Raw genomic sequence first — 21,333 nt, forward strand, 5'->3', positions numbered from 1 at the left:
TTTTTTTAATCCACCTGAACGATTGTTCACTTCGTCATGATGTCGAGGTTCTTTATGATTGTGTTCGTCCTCATGATGAAAATGGACGTTGCGTGTTGAAAAGGGCACGGGAAGTGTGCAAACACCCGTGCCCAGCTGAAATCAATATGACAATTTGGCATGAATGCCGCCAATCACTTATACCCTTCCGTCTGCAAGACAGCAGGGTCGTTTGTCATTGTCCTTACGGAAACAGGCCACAAAACCTTGTAGCTCTCCGTCTCGCGAAGCAATGCCCCTTCGTCTTTCCCAGGTATGAACGGATAGTTCACCGTGCCGTCGAACACCAATGCCCTGCCATTTGCGTCGTGCATGCGCAGCAGGTTGAACCATCGCTTTCCCTCGAACACAAATTCTTTGTCAGCCTCGGCAAGGATGGCCTTCGTGTTTTTGTACTTGTCTTGACGGGTGTAAGTAGGATAGCCGCTGCCATAGGCCCGTTCGCGTATCTGGTTGATGTAGGGGCTGGGGTCGTTGCCAAGGTCGTTCTCTATCTCTGCCATCAGCAGTAGTGCCTCGGCATACCGGAAGATAGGGCCGTCGCAATCAAAGTAATGAGTTCCTTCTGCCACGTCATAATGGCCGGCGAACTTCTTGAGAAGGCTTCCGAAGTTAGCACCCGTCATGGGGTCTTTTTTGGAGCCCATCACAGCAAAAAATGTAGCGTCGCGCCTGCTGTCGCCCTTGTCAAACGACCGCCAGAAGCTTTCCTTGTATTGATAGCGTACGATGCCGTTGATCAGCGTGCTTGTGCCAAAGGGGTCGTTGTTTGACAGTGTCAGCGCATTGCCCTCGCTGTCGAATGCAGCCGTGAAGAAGTTGGCTTGTGCACACAGGTAACTGGCATTTGGCATATACGCCTTGTCCGTTGTGTTGAACGACACGGCAAGGATGTTCTCCTTGTTCTTCTGCTTGCAGTCTGTTCTGAATGCCTGGTAGAACGCCGGCATCAACTTGAACTTTCCGCTGTCGATTACCTTGCCCAGCGCAGCCTTTGCCGTTTGCAGGTCGGCGTTGCCAGTAGCCTTGCAATTTCCTGTCGATACTTTTGCCGCCCACGCATAGATGTTGGCTTTCAGCATGCAGGTGGCATATGCGCTCCACTCGTACGGGCTGGTGAAGGCGTCATTTCCCAAGGCGTTGAACTTCTCTTCAGAGGCCTTGATGTCGTCTTTGATGAGTTTCATCACCTCTGCCGCGCTGGCACGAGGCCTGGACAAGGCGGCCGCAGATATTTTTCCTTTGGTGATGGCCACGTCTGTAACCAGCGGCACGCCTCCCCATGTACGGTAGAGGAAGAAATAGTAGTAAGCCCGCATGCCATAGGCCTGTGCCAGGTAAAGGTTTTTTTGGGCATCGGTCAGGAATGTGCATTCGGGAATCTGTTGTAGTGCCAGGTTGACGCGCACGATCTCACCGTAGAGTCCATTCCAGTTGTTGAAGAGCGCGTTGTCGGCTCTTAGGTCTTGCTTGATGATGGTTTGGTTGTACATCGACTCCCCAAACACCGACACGCCCGATCCATCGTCGCCATCGCCCAGCAGGCCACCGCGCAGCTCGCCCATGGTGAAATGAATGCCATAGCTGCTGCGCAAGTATCTGTGCAGCCCTGTCATGTATCCGGAAACCTGTGGCTGGTCCTTCCAGAAGTTGCCGCTGGCAAAGAAGTCTTCCGGGGCTTGGTCCAGTGACTCGCAGCTGGTAAACATGGTCAGGAGCCCCATGAGGAGAAGCCCTGATATTTTATGTAGGTTTTTCATCGCTTTGTATTTTTAGAGTTGTTTTTTCTTGTTTTGTCATCACGGGAGTTAAAAGGTGAGGTTCAGTCCGAGCACCAGCATCCTTGGCAGTGGATAGCCTCCCCAGTTAGAGGCCACTTCGGGGGAGAACACATAGGGTGCCGCGCATAGGTAGCCCAGGTTTTGTCCTGTCACCGATACGGTGAGGCTCTCTATGGACACCTTGCTCAGCCACTGCCTGGGCAGTGAGTACGAGAGGGTCAGCTCGCGGAACGACAGGTAGTCGCCGTTGTACACGAACATGGAGTTGTAGCGGTCGTAGTTGCGTGCGTTCAGCTGGTCGGCCCAGATGTAGATGGGGTATTTTGCATTGGGGTTGTCTTCGGACCATGTGTCCTTCACGTTGGTCAGGGTGTTGTATGTACCCTGCATGTTGCCCATGATCCATGGCGTGCGGTAGTCGTAAGTCTTGAATCCCAGTGCGAAGTCGAGGCGGGCAGTCAGGGCCAGTCCTTTCCACGAGGCCGTGAGGGTGGTGCCACCTGTCCACTTGGGTGTCATGTTCCCTACCTTCACCAGGTCGTAGTTGTCTATCACTCCGTCACCGTTGACGTCTTTCCACTTGATGTCGCCAGGCATGATGGCAAGACCTCCGGCCGCCTTGCCTGTCGACTGGTATGCGGCTGGGCCGTAGAGGTATTTGTTGTTGCCTCCGTTGTTCGATGTCGACTTGTCTATCAGGTTGCCAGGTATCTCGTCGTAGGTCTTGTAGATGCCTTCGGCCTGGAACACCCACAGGTCGCCCGGCGTCTCGTTCTCGGCATAGCCGCCAACCCACATCTTCTTGTCTCCGTTGCCGGTATACACCTCGTATCCGCCCTGCCGATTCTTGTCACGGCCGTTGTCGGGCAACTGCAGTATCTTGTTGGTGTTTCGCGCGATGTTGAACGCCCAGTCCACCTTCCAGTCTGCGGTGTTGAGGATGTGGCAGTTGGTCTCGAACTCGACACCCCGGTTGCGGAGTTTTCCGTTGTTGGACGTGATGCTCGTGAAGCCCGACGATGCGGGGATTACGATGTTGGCATATTTGTCGGAGGTCACGCGGTCGTACCAAGTGATGTTTGCCTGTATCTTGTTGTTGAGGAATCCTAGGTCTAGTCCCAGCTCCAGCGTCCTCGACGTTTCCCACGTCAAGTAGGCCGTGGGGATGTTGTTCAGGTAGTAGCTTGTCGTGCCGTGGTAGGTGTCCATGGCATAGGCTCCCTGCACGGTATAGTCGCCCACCCACGAGGAGTTTACGTTGCCGTTCTTTCCCCAGCTGGCGCGGACCTTTCCGAAGCTCAGCCATCCGGCGGTCTTTTCCATGAATTTCTCGTGCGAGAACACCCAGCCCAGGGAGAGTCCTGGGAATGTTCCCCACCTGTTGTCCTTGCTCAGCTTGGAGATGCCGTCACGCCTCACCGTGATTCCTGCCAGGTACTTGGCATCGTAGTCGTAGTTGATGCGTGCGAAGTACGACTGTGTGATGAACTTGGAGTGCCCTGTGTCAACCATGCGCTTGCCCTCGTCGGTCACGGTGTATTCCAGGTCGCGGAAATAGTTGTTGGCCGGGTTGCTGCCGCTTGCCTGCTGGTCGAAGAGTTTTTGGTGGAAGTACTCCCATCCCAGGAGCCCACTGACGGTGTGCTTGCCAAGTGTCTTGTTGTAGTTGAGCAGCACGTTGTAGGTCTGTGTGAGGTGTTTCTCCGATTCAGCGAACGATTTGTGCCCCGTGGAGTAGCGTCCCGGTGAGCTCAGGTAGGTGTGGTAGAAGCTTTGCCCTGTATAGTATTGATAGTACCAGTCGCCCTTCAGGTCGAGGGTGAGCCCGTCCACGATGCTGAACCTGAAGTCTTGTGAGAAGGTGAACTTCTGCCTTGAGTAGTCTTGGTCGATGGCGTTCTCCAGGAACTTTTGGTTGCCGTCGCCCGAGTTCTTGCCCAGCAGCAACTCGCCCTTGTTGTTGTATGCGCGGAATGTCGGAGGATAGGAGAAGTTCCGGGAGAAGTAGTTCGCCTCGCCAGCAAACGGGGATATGCCCTGATACTTGGCCGTGGAGAAGTTGAAGCTCGAATAGCTTGTCAGCCACTTCTTTATCTTGTAGTCGGTGTTCAGCAAGAGCGAGAGCCTGCGGTTGTAGTTGTTGATGGCGTTGCCCTCGCTGTTGTTGTATCCCAGGCTGGTGTAGTAGTGTCCACGGTCGTTGCCCCCGCTGAAGTTGATGTTGTAGTCCTGCGAGAAGCTGGGGGTGTTGATGTTGAAGTCCTCCATGTGGTTGTTCACGTAGATTAGGGTCTTCTTTGTCACGGGGTCCGTCATGGTTCTCCAGCCCTTGCCGATGAGCTCCTTCTGTACGTCGGGCGCAAGCGCGCCGTACTCGTAGACGCCCCAGATGCCTGCCGAGCTTTTGTTGCCGTCGGCCTCGTATTTGTTGCCTGTCCCGTAGGGCTGGTTGCCACTGAGCGAGCTCAGCGTGACCGTTCCCTTTTGCTTGGCGTAGAGGTAGGAGCGCCGCTGGTAGTACAGGTAGTCGCCAGCGTCGAGGAACTTGTATGGGTTGTTGAAGTAGTTCCATGACAGCTTTGAGCTGAAGCCTATCTTACCCTCACCGTCCTTGCCTTTCTTGGTGGTGATGAGGATGACGCCATTGTTGGCCCTGGAGCCGTAGATGGCTGTCGCGCCAGCGTCTTTCATCACCTCCATGGACTGTATGTCGTTGGGGTTGACGTCGGCCATCGAGCTGCGGATCATGCCGTCGACCACGACCAGCGGGGCCCCGCTGCCGTCGTAGTCGGTGCCGCCGCGCAGTACGATGGTGGGCGAGGCGTTGGGGTTGCCCGACCCTTGCACCACCTTCAGGCCGGCAACGGCACCCGAGAGTGCCTGCGAGGGGTTGGAGAACATGCCCGTGGTGAGACTCTCGTTCTTCACCTTGGCGATGGAGTTCGTCATCTTTGAGCGGATGATGGAGCCGCTGTAGCCGATGACGACGGTCTCGGAAAGCTCGTTGCTGATGTCCTGCATCCGGATGGTCAGCGGTTGGGCCGAGGTCACCGTGACGACCTTTTCGGAATAGCCGATATACGACACCTTGATGCTCACGGGCAGCTTTGCCACGGTGAGTCTAAATGCGCCATCCACATCGGTAACGGTACCGTTCGAGGTGTTTTGCTCAATCACCGTTGCTCCTATGAGCGGTTCGTTTGTCCCTTCATCGAGCACTCTGCCATGGATGGCTGTCTGGGCCATCGCAGTGGTGCAGCTCATGAAGCAAACCATGAGAAACAATAACTTTTTCATATTTTTCGTATTAGTTCATTGATATTATAAAAGGATTTTAAGAATTCCCATTGGCTTTCTGTTGCAAATATATGAAAAGTTACGATAAGTTGCAATAGTTTTCGTAAAAATTTTATTAAATCAAACAAAGTACTGCATACAAATTTAAGAACGGGTGACGGTCACTGCCTGCTGTCGCTGGTAAAACACGAAAGAGCTATGCCCTTTTGGGGAACTCGAGAACAGGACATTTTTTCTTCTGAACTCAGGTATTTTAACATCGAAATCCTTGCAAAAGTCATCTGCAATACAAGAATTCTCTGTAATTTTATCTTTGATAATCATCGCTATTAAAATTTACAACTATTTGATAATCAGATATAATGGTACAAAAATATAGCGAGATTACTAACTTTTTCATCACATTCTTATTCCGAACTCAGGTTTTTTGATTATTTTTGTACCAATTAACAAGTATTTGTGGGATTGTAGAATGCAACGAAACATCAGCATAGTTTATGATGCTTTATTCAGACAAATGTATGCCAAGCTGTTCTTTTACGCAAAAGGGTTGGTTGGTAGTGAAGATGATGCACAAGATGTTGTAGAGGATGTGTTCACTGACCTTTGGCAACGGCGTGACGACATTGAATTTGGCGACCAAATCTCTTCGTTCCTTTATCGTGCTGTCTATACCCGTTCAATCAATTTGCTTAAACGTAGAAAGATTTCTTCAGGCTACATTCAACAGTTGGATGATATCAGCAGTAAACTGTTAGAGACTCTTCAAAGTAATTTGAAGAATCCTGTTCATACGCTTGAAAACACTGAATTAGGCAGTATGCTAAATGATGCCATTGATGAGTTGCCTATTCGATGTCGCGAGGTCTTTCGGATGAGTTATTTACAGGGACTTCACAACAATGATATTGCTGAATTAACGGGCACTTCAGTTCGTACAGTGGAAGCTCATATGTATCGTGCATTAAAATACTTGCGTCAAAAGTTATCAAATATCAGTAATTTTTATTCTGATTAAGTATATTTTATTGTGAGATTGTTATAAAGTAAAAGACAATTTTGCTAATGAGTGAACTGAATGAAAATATTATCATCCATTTTATTACCAGACAATGTTCTGAGGATGAACTAAAGCAGATTAATGAGTGGATGGCTGAAGACAAGCGTCATGCGCGATATCTGTTGCAGATGGAGCAAATCTATCAACATTTGCAAAGTCGTTCTATGCCTCAGTGGAAAGTAGAGGAAGCCTTGAAACGAGTGCATAACAATGCAGATGCTACCATGTCACATCAAGAATATCATCCTTTTTGGGAGAAATGGCGTCGATATGCAGCAGCGATAGTACTTGCCATATTGGCAGGAACGGCATTGCTGTGGTATAGCCATGCACAATGGTCAGGGGATGAAGAAGCATACATAATGGCTCAAACCAATGGCTCTACCACCAAGCAGGTGTTGCTGCCAGACGGGAGTAAAGTATGGTTGAATCTTCATTCCTCACTCAGATACCCAGAGCATTTTGAAGGAGATGTGCGTAAAGTGTTGCTGACGGGTGAAGGTTATTTTGAGGTTTCGAAAGATAGTACCAGACCTTTTATTGTTGAAAACGATGCTATGGCTGTGAAAGTCTTGGGTACAGTGTTTGATTTTAAGAACGATGCCACGAATATGCGTTCTGAAGTAAGTCTTCTGGAAGGTTCGGTAGAGGTGAAGAGCAATCTTTCTGCAGGACAGATGGTGCTGATTCCTGGTCAGAAAGCTCAACTTGACTATCAGACTGGGCACATGACCGTTTCAAATATAGATGATGGTGTTGACGCTGTATGGCACACCAATCTTATACCTTTTTCTAATGCTACAATCATAGAGATTGTCAACAAGCTTGAGAAAATCTATGGAGTACGTATGGAGATTGGTGCAAATGTAGATTTGCGAAGCACATATTCTGGCAAAATCAAGCATAAACAAGATATTGACTCGGTGCTACATTTGTTGCAAAATACTTTGCCTATTACTTTCAAAAAGACAAGTGACGGTTCTTATTCTGTAAATACAGCGAATTAGTCTTTTTACTATTTTTGTCAATAAACGGCAAGAATTTAACACTACACTTTTATGTAATTTAGCTCGAATTACAGACCCATTCAAGCCACAATAAGCGTGTGTACAACACTTGTACATGCGTTTTTTATTCTAAATGCCTGGGTTAGTGGCAGAATCTCATTGAGCTTGGCGAGCAAAACAGTCTGTTTTGGACAACAAAATAGACTATTTTCTGCTACAAAAAAGTCTATCTTGCAGCATTATAGTATTCTTTTTGTATCCTTAAATAACCTCTACAATAACGGAAAATTATAGAATTTCCTGTTGTTATAGAAATATGGCTTTTGTAAGTAACAAAGAGTTGGCAGTTTCGAGAGTTCCTATTTTTGCGATATTTTCAGTCATTAATCGATTTCGTAGCAAATACGCCAATTATATGATGTTCATTTCCAATAAAAATGACGGTATCAAATTTAGGTTTGTATTGAATCAACAAAACAAATATTTTAATAAATTATTTGTAAGTGTTTTTATGGTCAACTTTGTTATATAATTATAACCTATGTGATGAAATCACAAATCAACTAAAAACAACAACCAAACAAATGATGAAAAATAAGAAGCCTTTTAGAGGTAGGATATGGTCAGGGATGGCAGTAGGTCTGCTACTCTCTGCACTTCCTTTTTATGGCAGCTTTGCACAAGTCACCATCAAGATGCCTAACACCACTTTAGGCACTGCCATTAAGAAAATCCAGGCACAAAAGAAGTATCAGTTCTTTTATGATGACAACTTGTCCAGATTGCCAGTTAATGCATTGAATGTGAAAGACGCATCTATTGAAACGGTGCTGCGCCAACTTTTAAATGGAAAAAATGTAGCATATACCATTGTAGATAATGTGATATATCTTAAGAAACAGAGTCCACAGCAGCCCAAGAAAAGCAGTAATAAAGAAAAAAACAAAATATCTGGTAGGGTTCTGGATGAGAACAACGAACCGCTAATTGGAGTGACCATTACTCAAAAAGGTACTAACAACCGTGCGGTGACCGACTTTGATGGCAATTATACTATTGTTACCGATGACAACGATGCCGTTCTGCAGTTTAGTTATTTGGGTTATAAAACTAAAGAACTGACCCCAGGAACAAGTCATTCGGTAAATACAGTAATGTCTGTGGATGCTAAAGCCATTGATGAGGTTGTGGTGACAGCCTTAGGTATCAAGCGCGAGAAGAAAATGCTGGGTTATGCTGTGCAGGATATTAAAAGCGACGTCCTCAATACCACAGGCGACCCTTCGGTTACGGGAGCTCTCGAGGGAAAGGTTGCCGGTCTACAGATGAACACCTCAAGTACAGGATTGGCTGGCTCAACCAAGATAACCATTCGTGGCAACTCCTCGCTAACAGACAACAACCAACCACTGTGGATTGTTGATGGCGTACCCTTTACTGACGACCAAACTTCTGAGGCTTCCGCTTATGGAGGTTATGATAGGGGTGGGACATCACTCGACATCAATCCCGAAGACATTGAGTCTATCTCCGTATTGAAAGGACCTAATGCCGCAGCTTTGTATGGCTCGCGAGCTGGAAACGGTGTTATACTCGTCACAACTAAGAAAGGTTCACGCAAGGATGGCTTTGGTGTCGTGTATAATGGCAGTTTCACTTGGAGCCAAGTTTCACAGACCATTGATATGCAAAAACGCTATGGACAAGGCAGTCAGGGGAAGCCTGTGTACGTGACCAATGAGCAAGAGCAGCGTATGTTGGCTGGAGAGTTGGCTTTCGGTTCTGTCTTGGATGGACATAACGAACCCTCGTGGTTGGGAACCCCTATTCCTTATAGATACGATGGTGATAAGCTGAAAGACTATTTCAGAACAGGTTTTTCGCATTTTCACACAGTTGCTTTAGGCAATGCCACGGAGAAGTCACATTATAGACTCTCCATTGGTTTTAATGGCAACAATGGATTGTTTCAGAATGAAACACTACAAAAGCTGAATGTGGATCTCAATACAGGTACTGTTGTGAACAAGTATTTATCGTTGGACGGAAAAATATCCTTGTCGCGCATGAAAGCTGAGAACCGCCCAATGACTGGACTCGGTGGTGAAGTGGCGCAGTTGTTGCTCATTCCTGGAAATGTCAGACTTTCAGACTTGCAACATTATACAACTGAAACTCGTTTGCATCAAAACTGGTTTGGTCCCAATCAGCAGTACTCCAACCCATATTATGTGCGTCATCAATATCAGAATTCTGACGAGCGCTGGCGTGCTTTTGGTTACTATGCTGCTAATCTAAACTTGGCTGATTGGCTCAAGTTCAGCGCAAAATATGCTTTTGACTATTATCGAACCCGTCTGCAGAGTTCGAACTTGAGTCTTGGCGACCAAGCTATCTCATCCAAGACACAACATTGGTCAGAGAAGGTGACGACAGACGACATGCAACGGGGTGAGGAGAATCATTTTGAACATAACATCTCTTTCATGTTGTTGGGTGATCGGCAGTTGGCAGAGACTTTCCGTCTGGGTTACAACCTTGGCTCAAACATCATGTATCTGCAACATGAGGTGCTAAATGCTGGCGTGGAAAACATGCTTTCGAAAGACAACTGGATATTCAACACAGGAGCACGGCTTAATTCGGCGAATAATAATGGATATCAGCGTGCCATGTATTCTGCTTTTGGTTCTTTGCAGTTGTCTTACAACGAATATCTTTCCTTGGATTTGACAGCACGCAATGACTGGTCGTCTACTTTGCCCGTGAAGCACAACTCGTTTTTCTATCCTTCGGCAAGCCTTAGTTATGTTTTCTCTGACTTCATGCGGAGCATCAAGCAGCCCTTGCCTACATGGATTACCTTTGCCAAGATGCGTCTCTCAGCGGCACAAGTAGGAAAAGATCCTTTACCTTACAGTTTATATAATGTGCGCAAGTTTGCTTTTCGCAATGGCGTACGCGAACCAATTGCTCAGACTATCAAAATGAACAGTAATCTGAAGCCAGAGATAAAAAGCTCAATAGAGGCAGGTCTGGATATGAAATTCTTTCAGAACCGTTTGGGATTTGACTTTACTTATTATTGGTCTTCCACAAAGAATCAAGCCATGCTTGTAGATGCTTCTTCTCCTTGGAGTCAGCAATGGGTCAATGCAGGCAAGATTGTGAACAAGGGGGTGGAACTAATGGTATATGCCACTCCTGTCAAGACATCCGATTTCGTGTTTGACTTAAATGTAAATCTAGCACACAACAAGTCAACGGTAGAAAGCTTGGCAGATGGTGTAAATCGAATTTATTTTGCTGGAGATCCAAACATGCCCGTGAAAGAAGGCGCGGTAGTGGGCGGACGCTTGGGTGATATATACGCCAACAATATGATAAAGCGAGATAGACAAGGGCGTGTGGTCGTAGATAAAAATGGTCTTCCGCAACCCGAGACTGGTAAAGGTAACATGGAGGAGTATTTGCTTCAGCATCCTATTGGCAACATTCAACCCGATTTGTTGATGTCGGTGACACCTTCGTTTAACTTTAAAGGCATCTTGTTATCGGCAATGTTTGATATGAAATTTGGTGGCAGCATCGTATCTGTCTCAGAGGGTATGGCTACTTCAGTAGGAACATCGGCACGTACGGAATATCGTGGCGAGTATAAGGAATTGAATGGTAAGAGCGACTATTATATGGTGGTTCCCGGTGTGAAAGAAGATGGCAGCGAGAATGATATTCCCGTTAGTGCCCAAAGCTATTATTCTACAGTAGGTTTGTTTAAGTCGCAAAAGGGATATGCCGAGGAATTTGTACACGATGCATCGTACATCAAGCTCAAGGAACTTGCTATTGGCTACCAACTACCTAAGACATTGCTCAAACATACACCACTAACCCAATGTAAGTTGTCATTCGTAGCGCGTAATCTTTGCTTCCTCATGAAGCATACGCCGGGGAATCCCGATGGAGGTTATGATACCACTATGTTCTCACAAGCATTGGACTTCATGGCAGTACCTTACACGCGTACATTTGGCTTCTCTGTAAATTTAGGATTCTAAAATGAAAGGACTTAATTATATGAACAATAAGTTTTCTAACATACATCTGCTATTGCTGGCACTCACGTTGGGCGTAACCACTTCTTGTTATGATTTGGAAGATATGGGACACAACCCATACGAGATAGAAGACAAGACTTCTGAAGCTGGAACCGATACAGTAACAGAAGAGACAACAGGTAAATATGCCGACCTCAACCTCAACTTTAAAATCAGTAAAGACGACTCAGCTACTTGTAAGACCGACTTGGCTGGTGCCGCCTCTACTTTTCGTAACTTCTTGTATGAAGGATATTACAACGACTATCAGATAACGACCAATCTTAGTCATGATATCTATGCAGGCTATGTGGCTAACAACCAACCCAAACATGCGAAGAAATCGCCCGACTTTGGTTATGCTGATGGTTGGAGTGGCAGGCGGTGGGCTCATTTTTACAATGACCGCAGTTCGGAATATCGCACACTTTTGAGAGCATTCAAATTCAACGACACTCCCGACCGCTATAAAAATATGTTCTACATCACGCGCATCTACTATGCTTTTTTGGCGTTGGCGAATACCGATACTTATGGTGACATGCCGTTCAAGACATATGTGCAGGCTCGTATTCCCGAGACCAACAATGTGCCATATAACACACAAGCCGAGGTGTACGATGCGATGTTCAGAATGTTGGAACAAGCGGTTGACAGTATCAAGCCCGAAGATAATTCACAATACAAGGTGGATAAAGACGATATTTGCTATTTTGGCGATGTGAACAAGTGGCTACGCTTTGCCAACACGTTGCGTCTACGCATGGCTTTACGCATTTCGAACATTGATCCTGACCGTGCAAAGAAGGAAGGCGAAGCCGCCCTGAACAACAAGTATGGTTTGATGAAAGACAACGCTGACAACATGCAAACTGTTCCCAAGTATGCGCCTATCGAAATGGGAGGAATGGATGAAGGTGGATCCGAGAATGGACTCACCATGTGCAGTATTCGTTATAATGGCGAGAGTGTGATGTCGTGGGATTTGGAACAGTATTACCGCAACCTGAGTACAGGTGGAGGAACGTACAAGATACGTAAGTCGAGAAAAGAATTTGTCGAGAAAACTATTGATCCACGTTGCCTGGTAAGCTGGTACAGGGGAAACATGACACAAAGCATGATATCCGAGGGGAAAGAAAGTGTTCGTGAGGATTTCAAGGGATGCAAGCGAGGTGCCCAGGCACCAGACATTTCAATGTCCACGCTAAGCTATAGCTTGGTACGATGTCAACCCAAACCGTTATCAAAGAAACTCGATCCCAAGTACTGGTTCAACGACGCTCGTCCAACCGTATGGCTGGGCTATTCCGAGTCTTTGTTCCTTAAGGCAGAGGCTGCTCTGCGGGGATGGACTGGTACCGACCTCACACAGAATGCAGAAAATTATTTCAAGGCGGGTGTACAGGCATCCATGGATTATTACCAGATTGACAAGACCGAAGCTCAGTCGTATATCAATGGATTGAAGGTTTGGAATGATGGAGTCTTTAGCAGTGGCGACAAGGAACGCATTCTTGAAGCTATCATCACACAGAAATGGTTGGCTGTGTTCCCCAATGGCAATGAAGGATGGGCTGAGTTTAGGCGTACCGACTATCCTGTGCTGGCTAATCAACTGACGAACATGTCAGGTGGTGACGTTCCCGATGGAAAGAACATTAAACGTATTTTCTATCCCAATAGTGAGAACTCTAACAAAGCTTTTACTTCAAATCCAGACTTGTTGAAGATCAATTCGCAAGGGAAACGATTGTGGTGGGATGTAGAGGATACTAATGACAACAGCGGTAAGCGTATCAAGCCGAATAACTTCCGCATGGCAGCAGTGAAATAGACAAGCCGCTTTTGGTAACAAACAACTTTTGAAATGAAGTATAACTTTTCGTGAGGTGGTATATCTATCAGCAGGTGTTCAGGGGGAAGTGTTTTATATGCGCTTGTTTTTGGATACCTACTCATAAATTCAATGGGAATTGCGTAATTTATGCCAAAGCCTACAATGAAAATATCATATAGAACAATTATTATTATTTACTAACTAAAACAATGCTTATGAAACTACACAGACTTTTGTTTGTAATGCTGTTCATGATGCTTTTTTCAGGAATAGCAAAGGCGCAGCAGCCATACGGTGGATGCTGGCATCCAGATTATGTTAGGAACTGGTCTCCAGACACAGACCCTAACGCTAAGTTCAACCGTTCCAAGGTACCTTTGGCCAAAAGATTTAAGGAGCCTACCTTGATGAAAGCCAACAAAAACCAATACTATGAGGGACAGGTGTGCAATGCCACAATTTTGTTTCCAACATGTAGTAGTAGCCCCTCACAGGGAGCCAACAACTTCTTGGGCTATCAGCCCACCTACTGGCAGTATATGGACAAACTGGTATATTGGGCAGGTTCGGCTTCCGAAGGTATCATCATCCCTCCACCTGCTGGCTCAATTGATGCCGCACACCAGAGTGGTGTAAAGGTGTTAGGACAGATATTCTTCCCTCCTGCTTATTATGGTGGAAAACAAGAATGGGTTCGCCAAGTGCTGGAACAAGAAGGTGGCAAATATGTATTTGCTCGCAAGTTGTATGAGATAGCTAAATACTTTGGTTTCGAAGGCTGGTTTATCAATGAAGAAACTGGCGGAGGTTCCATTAGTGAATGGGAGGGCTTGATTAAGGAGTTTAATGAGATTGCTGATGCTGCTGGTGATACCGATATGGAGATTCAGTGGTATAATGCCAGCGGTTATCCCAACTCAACGATTCTGAAAACGCATAAGAACACTTCACAGTTCTTGGAGTATGGCTCAGTAGGTGATTATCGTAATCAGGCAGCAGCCTTAGGTGTGTCAGAAGCAGAAACTTTCAGTAAAATCTATGCAGGTATTCAGTGTGTGAACAGTGGACTCACTGGTTACGGCGCAACACTACGCAGGGCATTCCCTACGACGGGGCATGTTGGATCGGTAGACTTGTTCTGTCCTGAGGAACGTGCATGGAAAGACAATGTGAAAGCCTATTTGGGAGGCAGTTCGACAAATCAAGGGCCAACAGCTTATGCTGCCACCAGAAAAGTTTTCGAGTCTGAGGAGAAAGTGTGGGTGAACTATTCTGGCGACCCCTCTATTGATACAGACCAATATGGTTGGCCTGGCTTTTCTGGATGTATACTTGAACGTTCAGTCATTGACAAGATGCCTTTCATTAGCTCTATGTGTGTAGGCGACGGCAAACACCGTTTTGTAGAAGGAGAGAAACAAGGAACGCAAGATTGGTATCATAGCGGATTGCAAAGCATTCTGCCAACCTGGCGCTGGTGGATAGAAAATAAGGGAGATTTGAAAGTTAGTATAGACTGGGATGATGCTTGGAACATAGGTTCAAGTTTCAAAATAGCCGGTACGTTGACATCGGGCGACCACTTGATGCGATTGTACAAAACGCAAATCAAAGTGGAGACTGGTGGTGTTCTTCGTATTGTTTACAAGAATCCATCTAACGCAACAATCGAAGCAAAACTATCCACGGAAAGTTCTACTACACCTAATGAAACGCTGTCTGCTCCAAAACTGACAGAGAAGAATGGATGGACTATTGCTGATTTTGACTTGTCTTCACTCAACGGCAAAACTGTCTATATGATTGCACTCAACTTGAAGGCTGATGCCGACATTGCAGATTTTACCATGAATCTCGGTGCATTGGCAGTATTGCCTGCAGGGTATGCTCCTGAGAAGATTCAGGTTTCCAATTTCAAGACAACCAGTGTATTGAATGACGAGGGCGGCGACCTGCGCCTGACTTGGGATTATACTTACAATGACGATTTTGACCACTTCGACATCTATACTGTTAACCAAGACGGCACTCGCAACTTGGTAGGTCAGACGCGTGGTGAGGGTTTCTATATTCCCGAGGTTAAGCGTTCTGGACTTGACAGACACGTCGATGTAGAACTGGTACCAGTGATGAAAGATATGGTGCAACAACCAGCAGAGAAGATACAGGTAGACTATCCCGAGCCAAAGGCTCCTGTTGTGACACTTGCTCTCTCGAAAAGCTATGTCAAGGTGGGCGACAAAGTAACTCTTACCGCAAAGGGAACAGGCAATCCAACTTCTTTTGAGTGGATATTACCAGAGGGTCTTGAATTGGCCGAAGGCTCATCGCTTAGCGAATCATCTATCGTTGTAGTAGCTAAGAGCGAAGGCAAAAAGAAGGTGACGGTCAAAGCTACTAATGCGGTTGGTACATCTGAAATTGCTATCGATGCACTTGACGTTTTTGCAGCAGAGGAAGATCTCGGCTTGGTGACCAATGTGATAGTGAACAAGCGAGTAGTGAACTTCAGTGGTTCGACCAATGGGCAAGAGGTGCCGGCAAAGATTATCGACGGTGTGACCAATCCTGGTAGTACGAGTGATAAATGGTGCAATGTCAGTCCTGACAACTGGGCTGTCTTTGACCTGCAGGGAGTCTTCCGCATTTATGGCTTCAAGATATATGATGGCAATGCGGGTCCAGAGAGTGGTGTAGATCAGATTGATAATTACCAAATACAGGTGAGCAATGACATGAATACATGGACTACTGTTGTTGATGAGACCGGAAAAGAGGGAGTTACTATCAAAGAAAACTACATTGCGCCGGTTAAAGCTCGTTACATCAAGCTCATTCCTCATGTAAATGGAACGTTGCGTATTTGGGAATTTGAGGTGTTTGGTGTGTCGGACAACAACATGAAGATAACGGTAGACAAACAAATGACTATCAATGCTGGCACAAAACAGAATATCGTGGTGAAGTATGATCTCAATGGAGATTCTCGCGAGAATCCTTTCACTTGTAGTGCAGAACCTGATAACGATAATGTTTCAGTTGGAGAGATTACAGAGAATGTCGATGAAGGTACATTTACAATTCCTGTTACAGCCATGAAGATTATCGGTACGACCTCTCTAAAAATCCGGATTGATAACGGTGGCGCATATACAGAACGAGTTGTCAAATTTACCATTGATGATAAGACACGTCCCAACATATTGAAGGGAGGTAAGGCTACTTTACGTCTATACGATGCTGATTATTCTTTTGAAGCTCCTTACAAAGATCAGGAGTTGTCTACGCTCACCGATGGTGACCTAAGAGAGAATGCTTGTGAGGATGTAGAACACGTGTCAACGCATAAGGATGATGTGTGGGCTATCTTTACTGCACCAGATGAGAAGGGATGGAATCTATCGAAAGTGGTAGTAACTATTCCATACGATAACATGGGAACAGATGATAATGGTGATGATAGCCAAACTAACAAGGAAATCAAGATTGCTATGGGTGATGATTTGACGAGATTACCAATAATAAAGACATTTGATAATCTTGATAAGTTACCTATCAATTCTGATGGTACAATCAAGTTGGAGTGTATCTTGCCTGAATTCAAGAATGTTAAATATCTTGCTGTTATCTGTAACTTGAATGCCCTCCATTATCCATTGCTCTCAGAGGTTGAGGCTTACGAGCAGTTCCAGGAAGCAGTTCCTGTTGTAGAACCCGTAGAGATTAGTAACTGGAATGCTGATATCATTGTAGAACAGAAGGATGCAACAGACCACTCTTCTGAAACACTCGACACACAAGGGTGGTGCCTGTACACCAAAGATGTACAGGAAAAGGGTGCTATCTCTGATGCAAGTCGTAAAGTGGTAAGTAAATCGGGTATTCAATATCAACTCGCTGATTACACCCAAAATAATGCATATGTGATGAAAAATTCATGGGGCTGGCAAGAACTGACATTCGCGAAGCCCGTAAGTTGTGAAGAAGTATACATTTTAATGATATGTGCGAATGGTAGCGGAAATATTGGTGCCATGGCCAATTATGAAGATGATACATATACAATGATAAATTGTTATCCATCAGACTGGTTCGAAAGCTATGATGACGGTGAGGCTGCGGTTAGAGAGCTTGGACGTATCAAGAGAGGTTCTGATGACGATTTCCAAGAAAATGATATTGATGATCGTTATCAGTTCCGTCTCTATGAATATACCATAGAAACAGATAAGAGTAAGAAGATAAAGTCTGTTGGTTTTTATAATCAATCATGGGGAGGATCTATTCCTACAATTTTAGCTATCAGTCGTAAGGGAGTCTCTTTACCAACCAGCATCAATTCTTTTGCATCAGAGCAGGGCGAAGTAAAAATTGTTGGCATTTATAACCTCCAAGGTATGAAGCTCAACGCACCTGTTAAGGGATTGAACATCATCAAATTCTCCAATGGAACAACAAAGAAGGTGATGATACAGTAAGTGTACGTGGCACTTCAGCAAGTGGTGCCTAACTATAATTAAAGAGCGTGCTTCTCAAACTAATGGGAGGCATGCTTTTTTATGTAATTACTATTGGCAGAGTGCTTATGCACTTTTGGGTTTTAGCGGACAACAATATTAAAGACACTTTCATTGAAGGCTAAGGATGTTGGAAAAAATGAAAGTATATGAGCAAATGAAGTAAACAAGACAATGAACGCAAAGCGTTCTGCGAATATAACAAAGCTACTGGCAATATTTAGAGATATGCAGGACAAAGGACTGCTGTTCTGATGAAACGGAAATAAGTTTTTTCATCATTGCAATGGAATAGTACGGTCGTGTCGTGAAATCTCGTGAAATGCTGTTGCGACAGACATCTCATACAATGAACAAAGAGAGAAAGCTATTCTTCACTGACAAGCACATTTGTAGCCTAACTTAAATGTTGCCCTTACTGAATTTGCTTATTGTTTTGTAAATATAAATGACGAAAAAACGGGGTTTGAAAAGTTGCGAAATAGAAAAATAATAAGGAGAAAAGACGGGGACTATGGCACTTTTCGGGTTGAAATGTATATCGTTTTTACATTGAAGCATTGAGTTAAGGCGACAACTACATGCAAATAACAGCACTATAGAGCCACAATTGCAGCCTTAAAGCATTACTTTAACACGGATTTTTGCTTGTTTTTAAGGCATGAATGGAGGTAAAAATGCGACTTGTCGCACGCTTATTTTCGCAACACAATGATTAACTGTTACTTACAAAACTCGCTCAAAACTCGCGTATTTTCGACCGAAGGCAAAACTTTTTCAAATATTCAAATTATACGAGGGTGTTTGTCAAGTATTTTGATATTATTTTTTTAGGTTTTGAACCCCATGGCATCTCACTGTTGCATCAAGTTCTCAACCCACCTTTTTTCTCCTCCTTGCGAACTCAATGCTTCCAAACAATGTAGATAACAACAGGTGCCCCTATCAATGGCGTAACGGCATTGAGGGGCAAGACGCCCTGCGAACCCGGCAAGGTGCATATACATTGGCACAACAAAGCAATCACTGCCCCCATGAGCATGGTGAGGGGAAGCAGGGTGCGGTGGTTCTCTGTGCCAACCATTAAGCGAGCCATGTGTGGCACAGCAAGTCCAATAAATGCCACGGGACCGCAATAAGCCGTGGTAACTGCCGTCAACACCCCCGTTACCACCAATAGCCAACCGCGCACAGCACGCACATTGACGCCCAAGTTTTGCGCATACCGTTCGCCCAACAACAAGGCGTTCAGCGGCTTCATCAGTAGCATGGAGCCTATCAAGCCTACAATGATAGCGATGGTAAAAATGGGTAGTTGGGGTAAAGAGACATTGTTAAAATTGCCCATGCCCCATATCATATACGATTTAACGCCCTCTTGCGTGGCAAAGAAGTTGAGCAAGGCAATGACAGATGAGGATAAATAACCTATCATGATGCCAATGATGAGCAACATGACATTGTTTTTAACCCACTGTGAAAAGACTAAAATAATGCTTGTAACCACCATAGCACCCACAAAGGCAGCCAGCAAAATCGCCATAGCACCGCCCACACTGAACAAAGCCGTAGACATACTTCCCCCCATGGCTAACATTACTAATGCTACTCCTAATCCCGCCCCGCTGTTGATACCAAAGATTGAAGGTCCAGCTAAAGGATTTTGGAAAGCAGTTTGTAGTAGCAAGCCACTCACAGCGAGTGCTGCACCACAAAACAGAGCTGCAACTGTTTGTGGTAAACGAGATTCTAAAATGATGTAAGTCCAACTGTCATTACTCACATCCTTTCCACACAAGATGGAAAACACGTCTGCTGCTGGAATGTAAACTGACCCCAACAAAATGTTGAACATTACCAATAGGAGCATGGCAACACCCAACATTGCAAAGACAAACTTGTTACTTGTATGGCTCATCCTCATAATTCAAGTAGAAAAGGAAAAGAGTTTCAACTCATATCATAGCAACTATACACAGTGCTATTGATGCAAAGTTAGCCAAAAAGTGCGATATTTTCATTAACTTTGCGCACTGATTGCAAAAAAACACGTGATGGAAAATGAATTTACCCGTACGGAAATGCTGTTTGGAAGCTCTGCCATAGAAACGCTGAAGCACTCACACGTTGCGGTCTTTGGCGTAGGAGGAGTGGGTAGTTACGTTGTTGAAGTACTGGCAAGGAGCGGTGTGGGCGAACTGACATTAGTAGACAACGATGAAGTGAGTATCTCTAATCTCAACAGACAGTTGGTGGCATTGCACTCCACCTTAGGACAAAAGAAGGTAGCGGTGGCTCGCCAACGCATTTTAGACATCAATCCCAGCTGCAAAGTGCATACCCATAGCCTGTTTTATCTGCCAGAAACGGCAGAACAGGTAGACTTGTCCGCCTGTGATTATGTCGTAGATTGCATTGACACCATGGCGGCTAAGATAGAATTGGTGAAACAGTGTCATCAACTACAGTTGCCCATCATAGCCAGTATGGGAGCTGCCAACAAGATAGACCCCACCCAGTTCAAGGTGGCAGACATCAGCAAAACGGCAATGGATCCACTGGCGAAGGTACTAAGAAAGAAACTCCGAAAAATGGGTATTACACACCTTAAAGTGGTTTACAGCGAGGAGCCACCTCGCAAGCCCTTTGAAATAGAGTCGACAGCAACATCTACCTCACCTCTCGAAGAAACGGTAAAAGCACCTACCACCAACCAAAAACGAACGATACCAGCCAGCAATGCCTTTGTACCTGCAACGGCAGGACTAATTTTAGGGGGCGAGGTGGTAAAGGATTTGATACGAATGAAGAACGCAGCTTCTGATTAACAATCCTGTAAATGAGCAAGGATGTGGTCTCGACATTTCTCCATGAGCCACTTTGGCGTACTGGTGGCACCACATATCCCAATGGTCTGCACACCCTGAAGCCAGTTGAAATCTATCTCATCTACATCCTCTATTTGATAACTATTGGGATTTACACGCTTACACTCCATGTACAACACTCGTCCATTGGAACTCTTGCGTCCACTCACAAACAGAATTAAATCATGCTTCGATGCAAAGTTTGCAATGTTGGGCATTCGATTGGCCACCTGTCGGCAAATGGTGTCAAAGCTCCGAAAAGAAGCAGTAGAGGCTATATGGTTTTGGATATAACTAATTATTCTATGAAACTCATCAAGACTTTTCGTTGTTTGCGAATACAGATAAATATCCCGTGAAAAGTCCAACTGCTTGACATCTTCAAAATTTTCAATGATGATAGCCTTGTTCTGCGTTTGACCTACGAGTCCCAACACTTCTGCATGCCCATTTTTTCCAAAGATCACAATCTGTGCATCCTGATGCGTATCAAACTGTTTCTTGATGCGACGCTGCAATGCTAACACCACAGGACAGGTCGCATCAATAATCTCTATGTTGTTTTTCTTCGCCAACGCATACGTCTCGGGAGGCTCTCCATGGGCGCGCAACAACACTTTTGCATTGTGAAGATTTTGCAACTCTTGATGTGTAATGGTTTCTAAGCCCTGCTCATGCAGCCGTTTCACCTCCATGCCATTGTGCACTATGTCGCCAAGACAATATAAGGTTTCGCCTTTTTCTAATTCTTCCTGTGCTTTCTGTATCGCTGTTGTCACCCCAAAGCAGAAGCCACTCCCACTGTCTATTTCTATCTGAATCATCACA

10 protein-coding genes are annotated in these 21,333 nt (G+C 45.4%); 6 read left to right on the forward strand and 4 right to left on the reverse strand.

What is annotated here, in order from left to right:
* Positions 1 to 173: 173 nt before the first annotated feature.
* Complete coding sequence (locus tag DEM91_RS00830) at positions 174 to 1,553, reverse strand: RagB/SusD family nutrient uptake outer membrane protein (protein WP_249857485.1); 1,380 nt, start codon at positions 1,551 to 1,553, stop codon at positions 174 to 176.
* 294 nt (positions 1,554 to 1,847) lie between these two features.
* A complete protein-coding gene (locus DEM91_RS00835) occupies positions 1,848 to 5,117 on the reverse strand; it encodes a SusC/RagA family TonB-linked outer membrane protein (RefSeq protein WP_249857487.1) in 3,270 nt (1,089 codons plus the stop codon).
* Between the two features lie 472 nt (positions 5,118 to 5,589).
* On the opposite strand from DEM91_RS00835, the gene DEM91_RS00840 reads away from it, so the two are divergent.
* The 5 genes from DEM91_RS00840 to DEM91_RS00860 all read left to right on the forward strand — a co-directional run bounded on the left by DEM91_RS00840 (position 5,590) and on the right by DEM91_RS00860 (position 17,599).
* Positions 5,590 to 6,135, forward strand: coding sequence for an RNA polymerase sigma-70 factor (locus DEM91_RS00840; protein ID WP_249857489.1), 546 nt, complete (start codon positions 5,590 to 5,592; stop codon positions 6,133 to 6,135).
* A gap of 47 nt (positions 6,136 to 6,182) precedes the next feature.
* A complete protein-coding gene (locus DEM91_RS00845; protein WP_249857491.1) occupies positions 6,183 to 7,184 on the forward strand; it encodes a FecR family protein in 1,002 nt (333 codons plus the stop codon).
* A gap of 587 nt (positions 7,185 to 7,771) precedes the next feature.
* A complete protein-coding gene (locus tag DEM91_RS00850; RefSeq protein ID WP_249857519.1) occupies positions 7,772 to 11,242 on the forward strand; it encodes a SusC/RagA family TonB-linked outer membrane protein in 3,471 nt (1,156 codons plus the stop codon).
* 19 nt (positions 11,243 to 11,261) lie between these two features.
* On the forward strand, positions 11,262 to 13,118 hold the full coding sequence (locus DEM91_RS00855; RefSeq protein ID WP_249857492.1) for a SusD/RagB family nutrient-binding outer membrane lipoprotein: 1,857 nt from the start codon (positions 11,262 to 11,264) through the stop codon (positions 13,116 to 13,118).
* 218 nt (positions 13,119 to 13,336) lie between these two features.
* Entirely contained in the window at positions 13,337 to 17,599 is a 4,263-nt protein-coding gene (locus tag DEM91_RS00860) for an endo-beta-N-acetylglucosaminidase (protein ID WP_249857493.1), read from the forward strand.
* Positions 17,600 to 18,542: 943 nt separating this feature from the next.
* On the opposite strand, the gene DEM91_RS00865 is transcribed toward DEM91_RS00860, so the two are convergent.
* Positions 18,543 to 19,562 carry an iron ABC transporter permease gene (locus tag DEM91_RS00865; protein WP_249857494.1) on the reverse strand — a complete coding sequence of 340 codons (1,020 nt, stop codon included), beginning with the start codon at positions 19,560 to 19,562 and terminating at the stop codon, positions 18,543 to 18,545.
* 130 nt (positions 19,563 to 19,692) lie between these two features.
* Between DEM91_RS00865 and DEM91_RS00870 the strand changes: the two genes are divergently transcribed.
* Positions 19,693 to 20,466 (forward strand): ThiF family adenylyltransferase, encoded by a 774-nt coding sequence (locus DEM91_RS00870; protein WP_249857495.1) that lies wholly within the window; start codon positions 19,693 to 19,695, stop codon positions 20,464 to 20,466.
* On the opposite strand, the gene DEM91_RS00875 is transcribed toward DEM91_RS00870, so the two are convergent.
* Complete coding sequence (locus DEM91_RS00875; protein ID WP_036926533.1) at positions 20,463 to 21,329, reverse strand: 4-hydroxy-3-methylbut-2-enyl diphosphate reductase; 867 nt, start codon at positions 21,327 to 21,329, stop codon at positions 20,463 to 20,465. The genes DEM91_RS00870 and DEM91_RS00875 overlap by 4 nt on opposite strands.
* Positions 21,330 to 21,333 lie beyond the last annotated feature (4 nt).

Source organism: Prevotella sp. TCVGH, assembly GCF_023522295.1.
In the GTDB taxonomy this organism is placed as follows: Bacteria; Bacteroidota; Bacteroidia; order Bacteroidales; family Bacteroidaceae; genus Prevotella; species Prevotella timonensis.

Excerpts from the sequence above, each read along its gene's own strand:
- DEM91_RS00835 (WP_249857487.1), bottom strand. The coding sequence starts at position 5,117 with ATGAAAAAGTTATTGTTTCTCATGGTTTGCTTCATGAGCTGCACCACT.
- DEM91_RS00840 (WP_249857489.1), top strand. The coding sequence starts at position 5,590 with ATGCAACGAAACATCAGCATAGTTTATGATGCTTTATTCAGACAAATG.
- DEM91_RS00845 (WP_249857491.1), top strand. The coding sequence starts at position 6,183 with ATGAGTGAACTGAATGAAAATATTATCATCCATTTTATTACCAGACAA.
- DEM91_RS00850 (WP_249857519.1), top strand. The coding sequence starts at position 7,772 with ATGAAAAATAAGAAGCCTTTTAGAGGTAGGATATGGTCAGGGATGGCA.
- DEM91_RS00855 (WP_249857492.1), top strand. The coding sequence starts at position 11,262 with ATGAACAATAAGTTTTCTAACATACATCTGCTATTGCTGGCACTCACG.
- DEM91_RS00860 (WP_249857493.1), top strand. The coding sequence starts at position 13,337 with ATGAAACTACACAGACTTTTGTTTGTAATGCTGTTCATGATGCTTTTT.
- DEM91_RS00865 (WP_249857494.1), bottom strand. The coding sequence starts at position 19,562 with ATGAGGATGAGCCATACAAGTAACAAGTTTGTCTTTGCAATGTTGGGT.
- DEM91_RS00870 (WP_249857495.1), top strand. The coding sequence starts at position 19,693 with ATGGAAAATGAATTTACCCGTACGGAAATGCTGTTTGGAAGCTCTGCC.
- DEM91_RS00875 (WP_036926533.1), bottom strand. The coding sequence starts at position 21,329 with ATGATTCAGATAGAAATAGACAGTGGGAGTGGCTTCTGCTTTGGGGTG.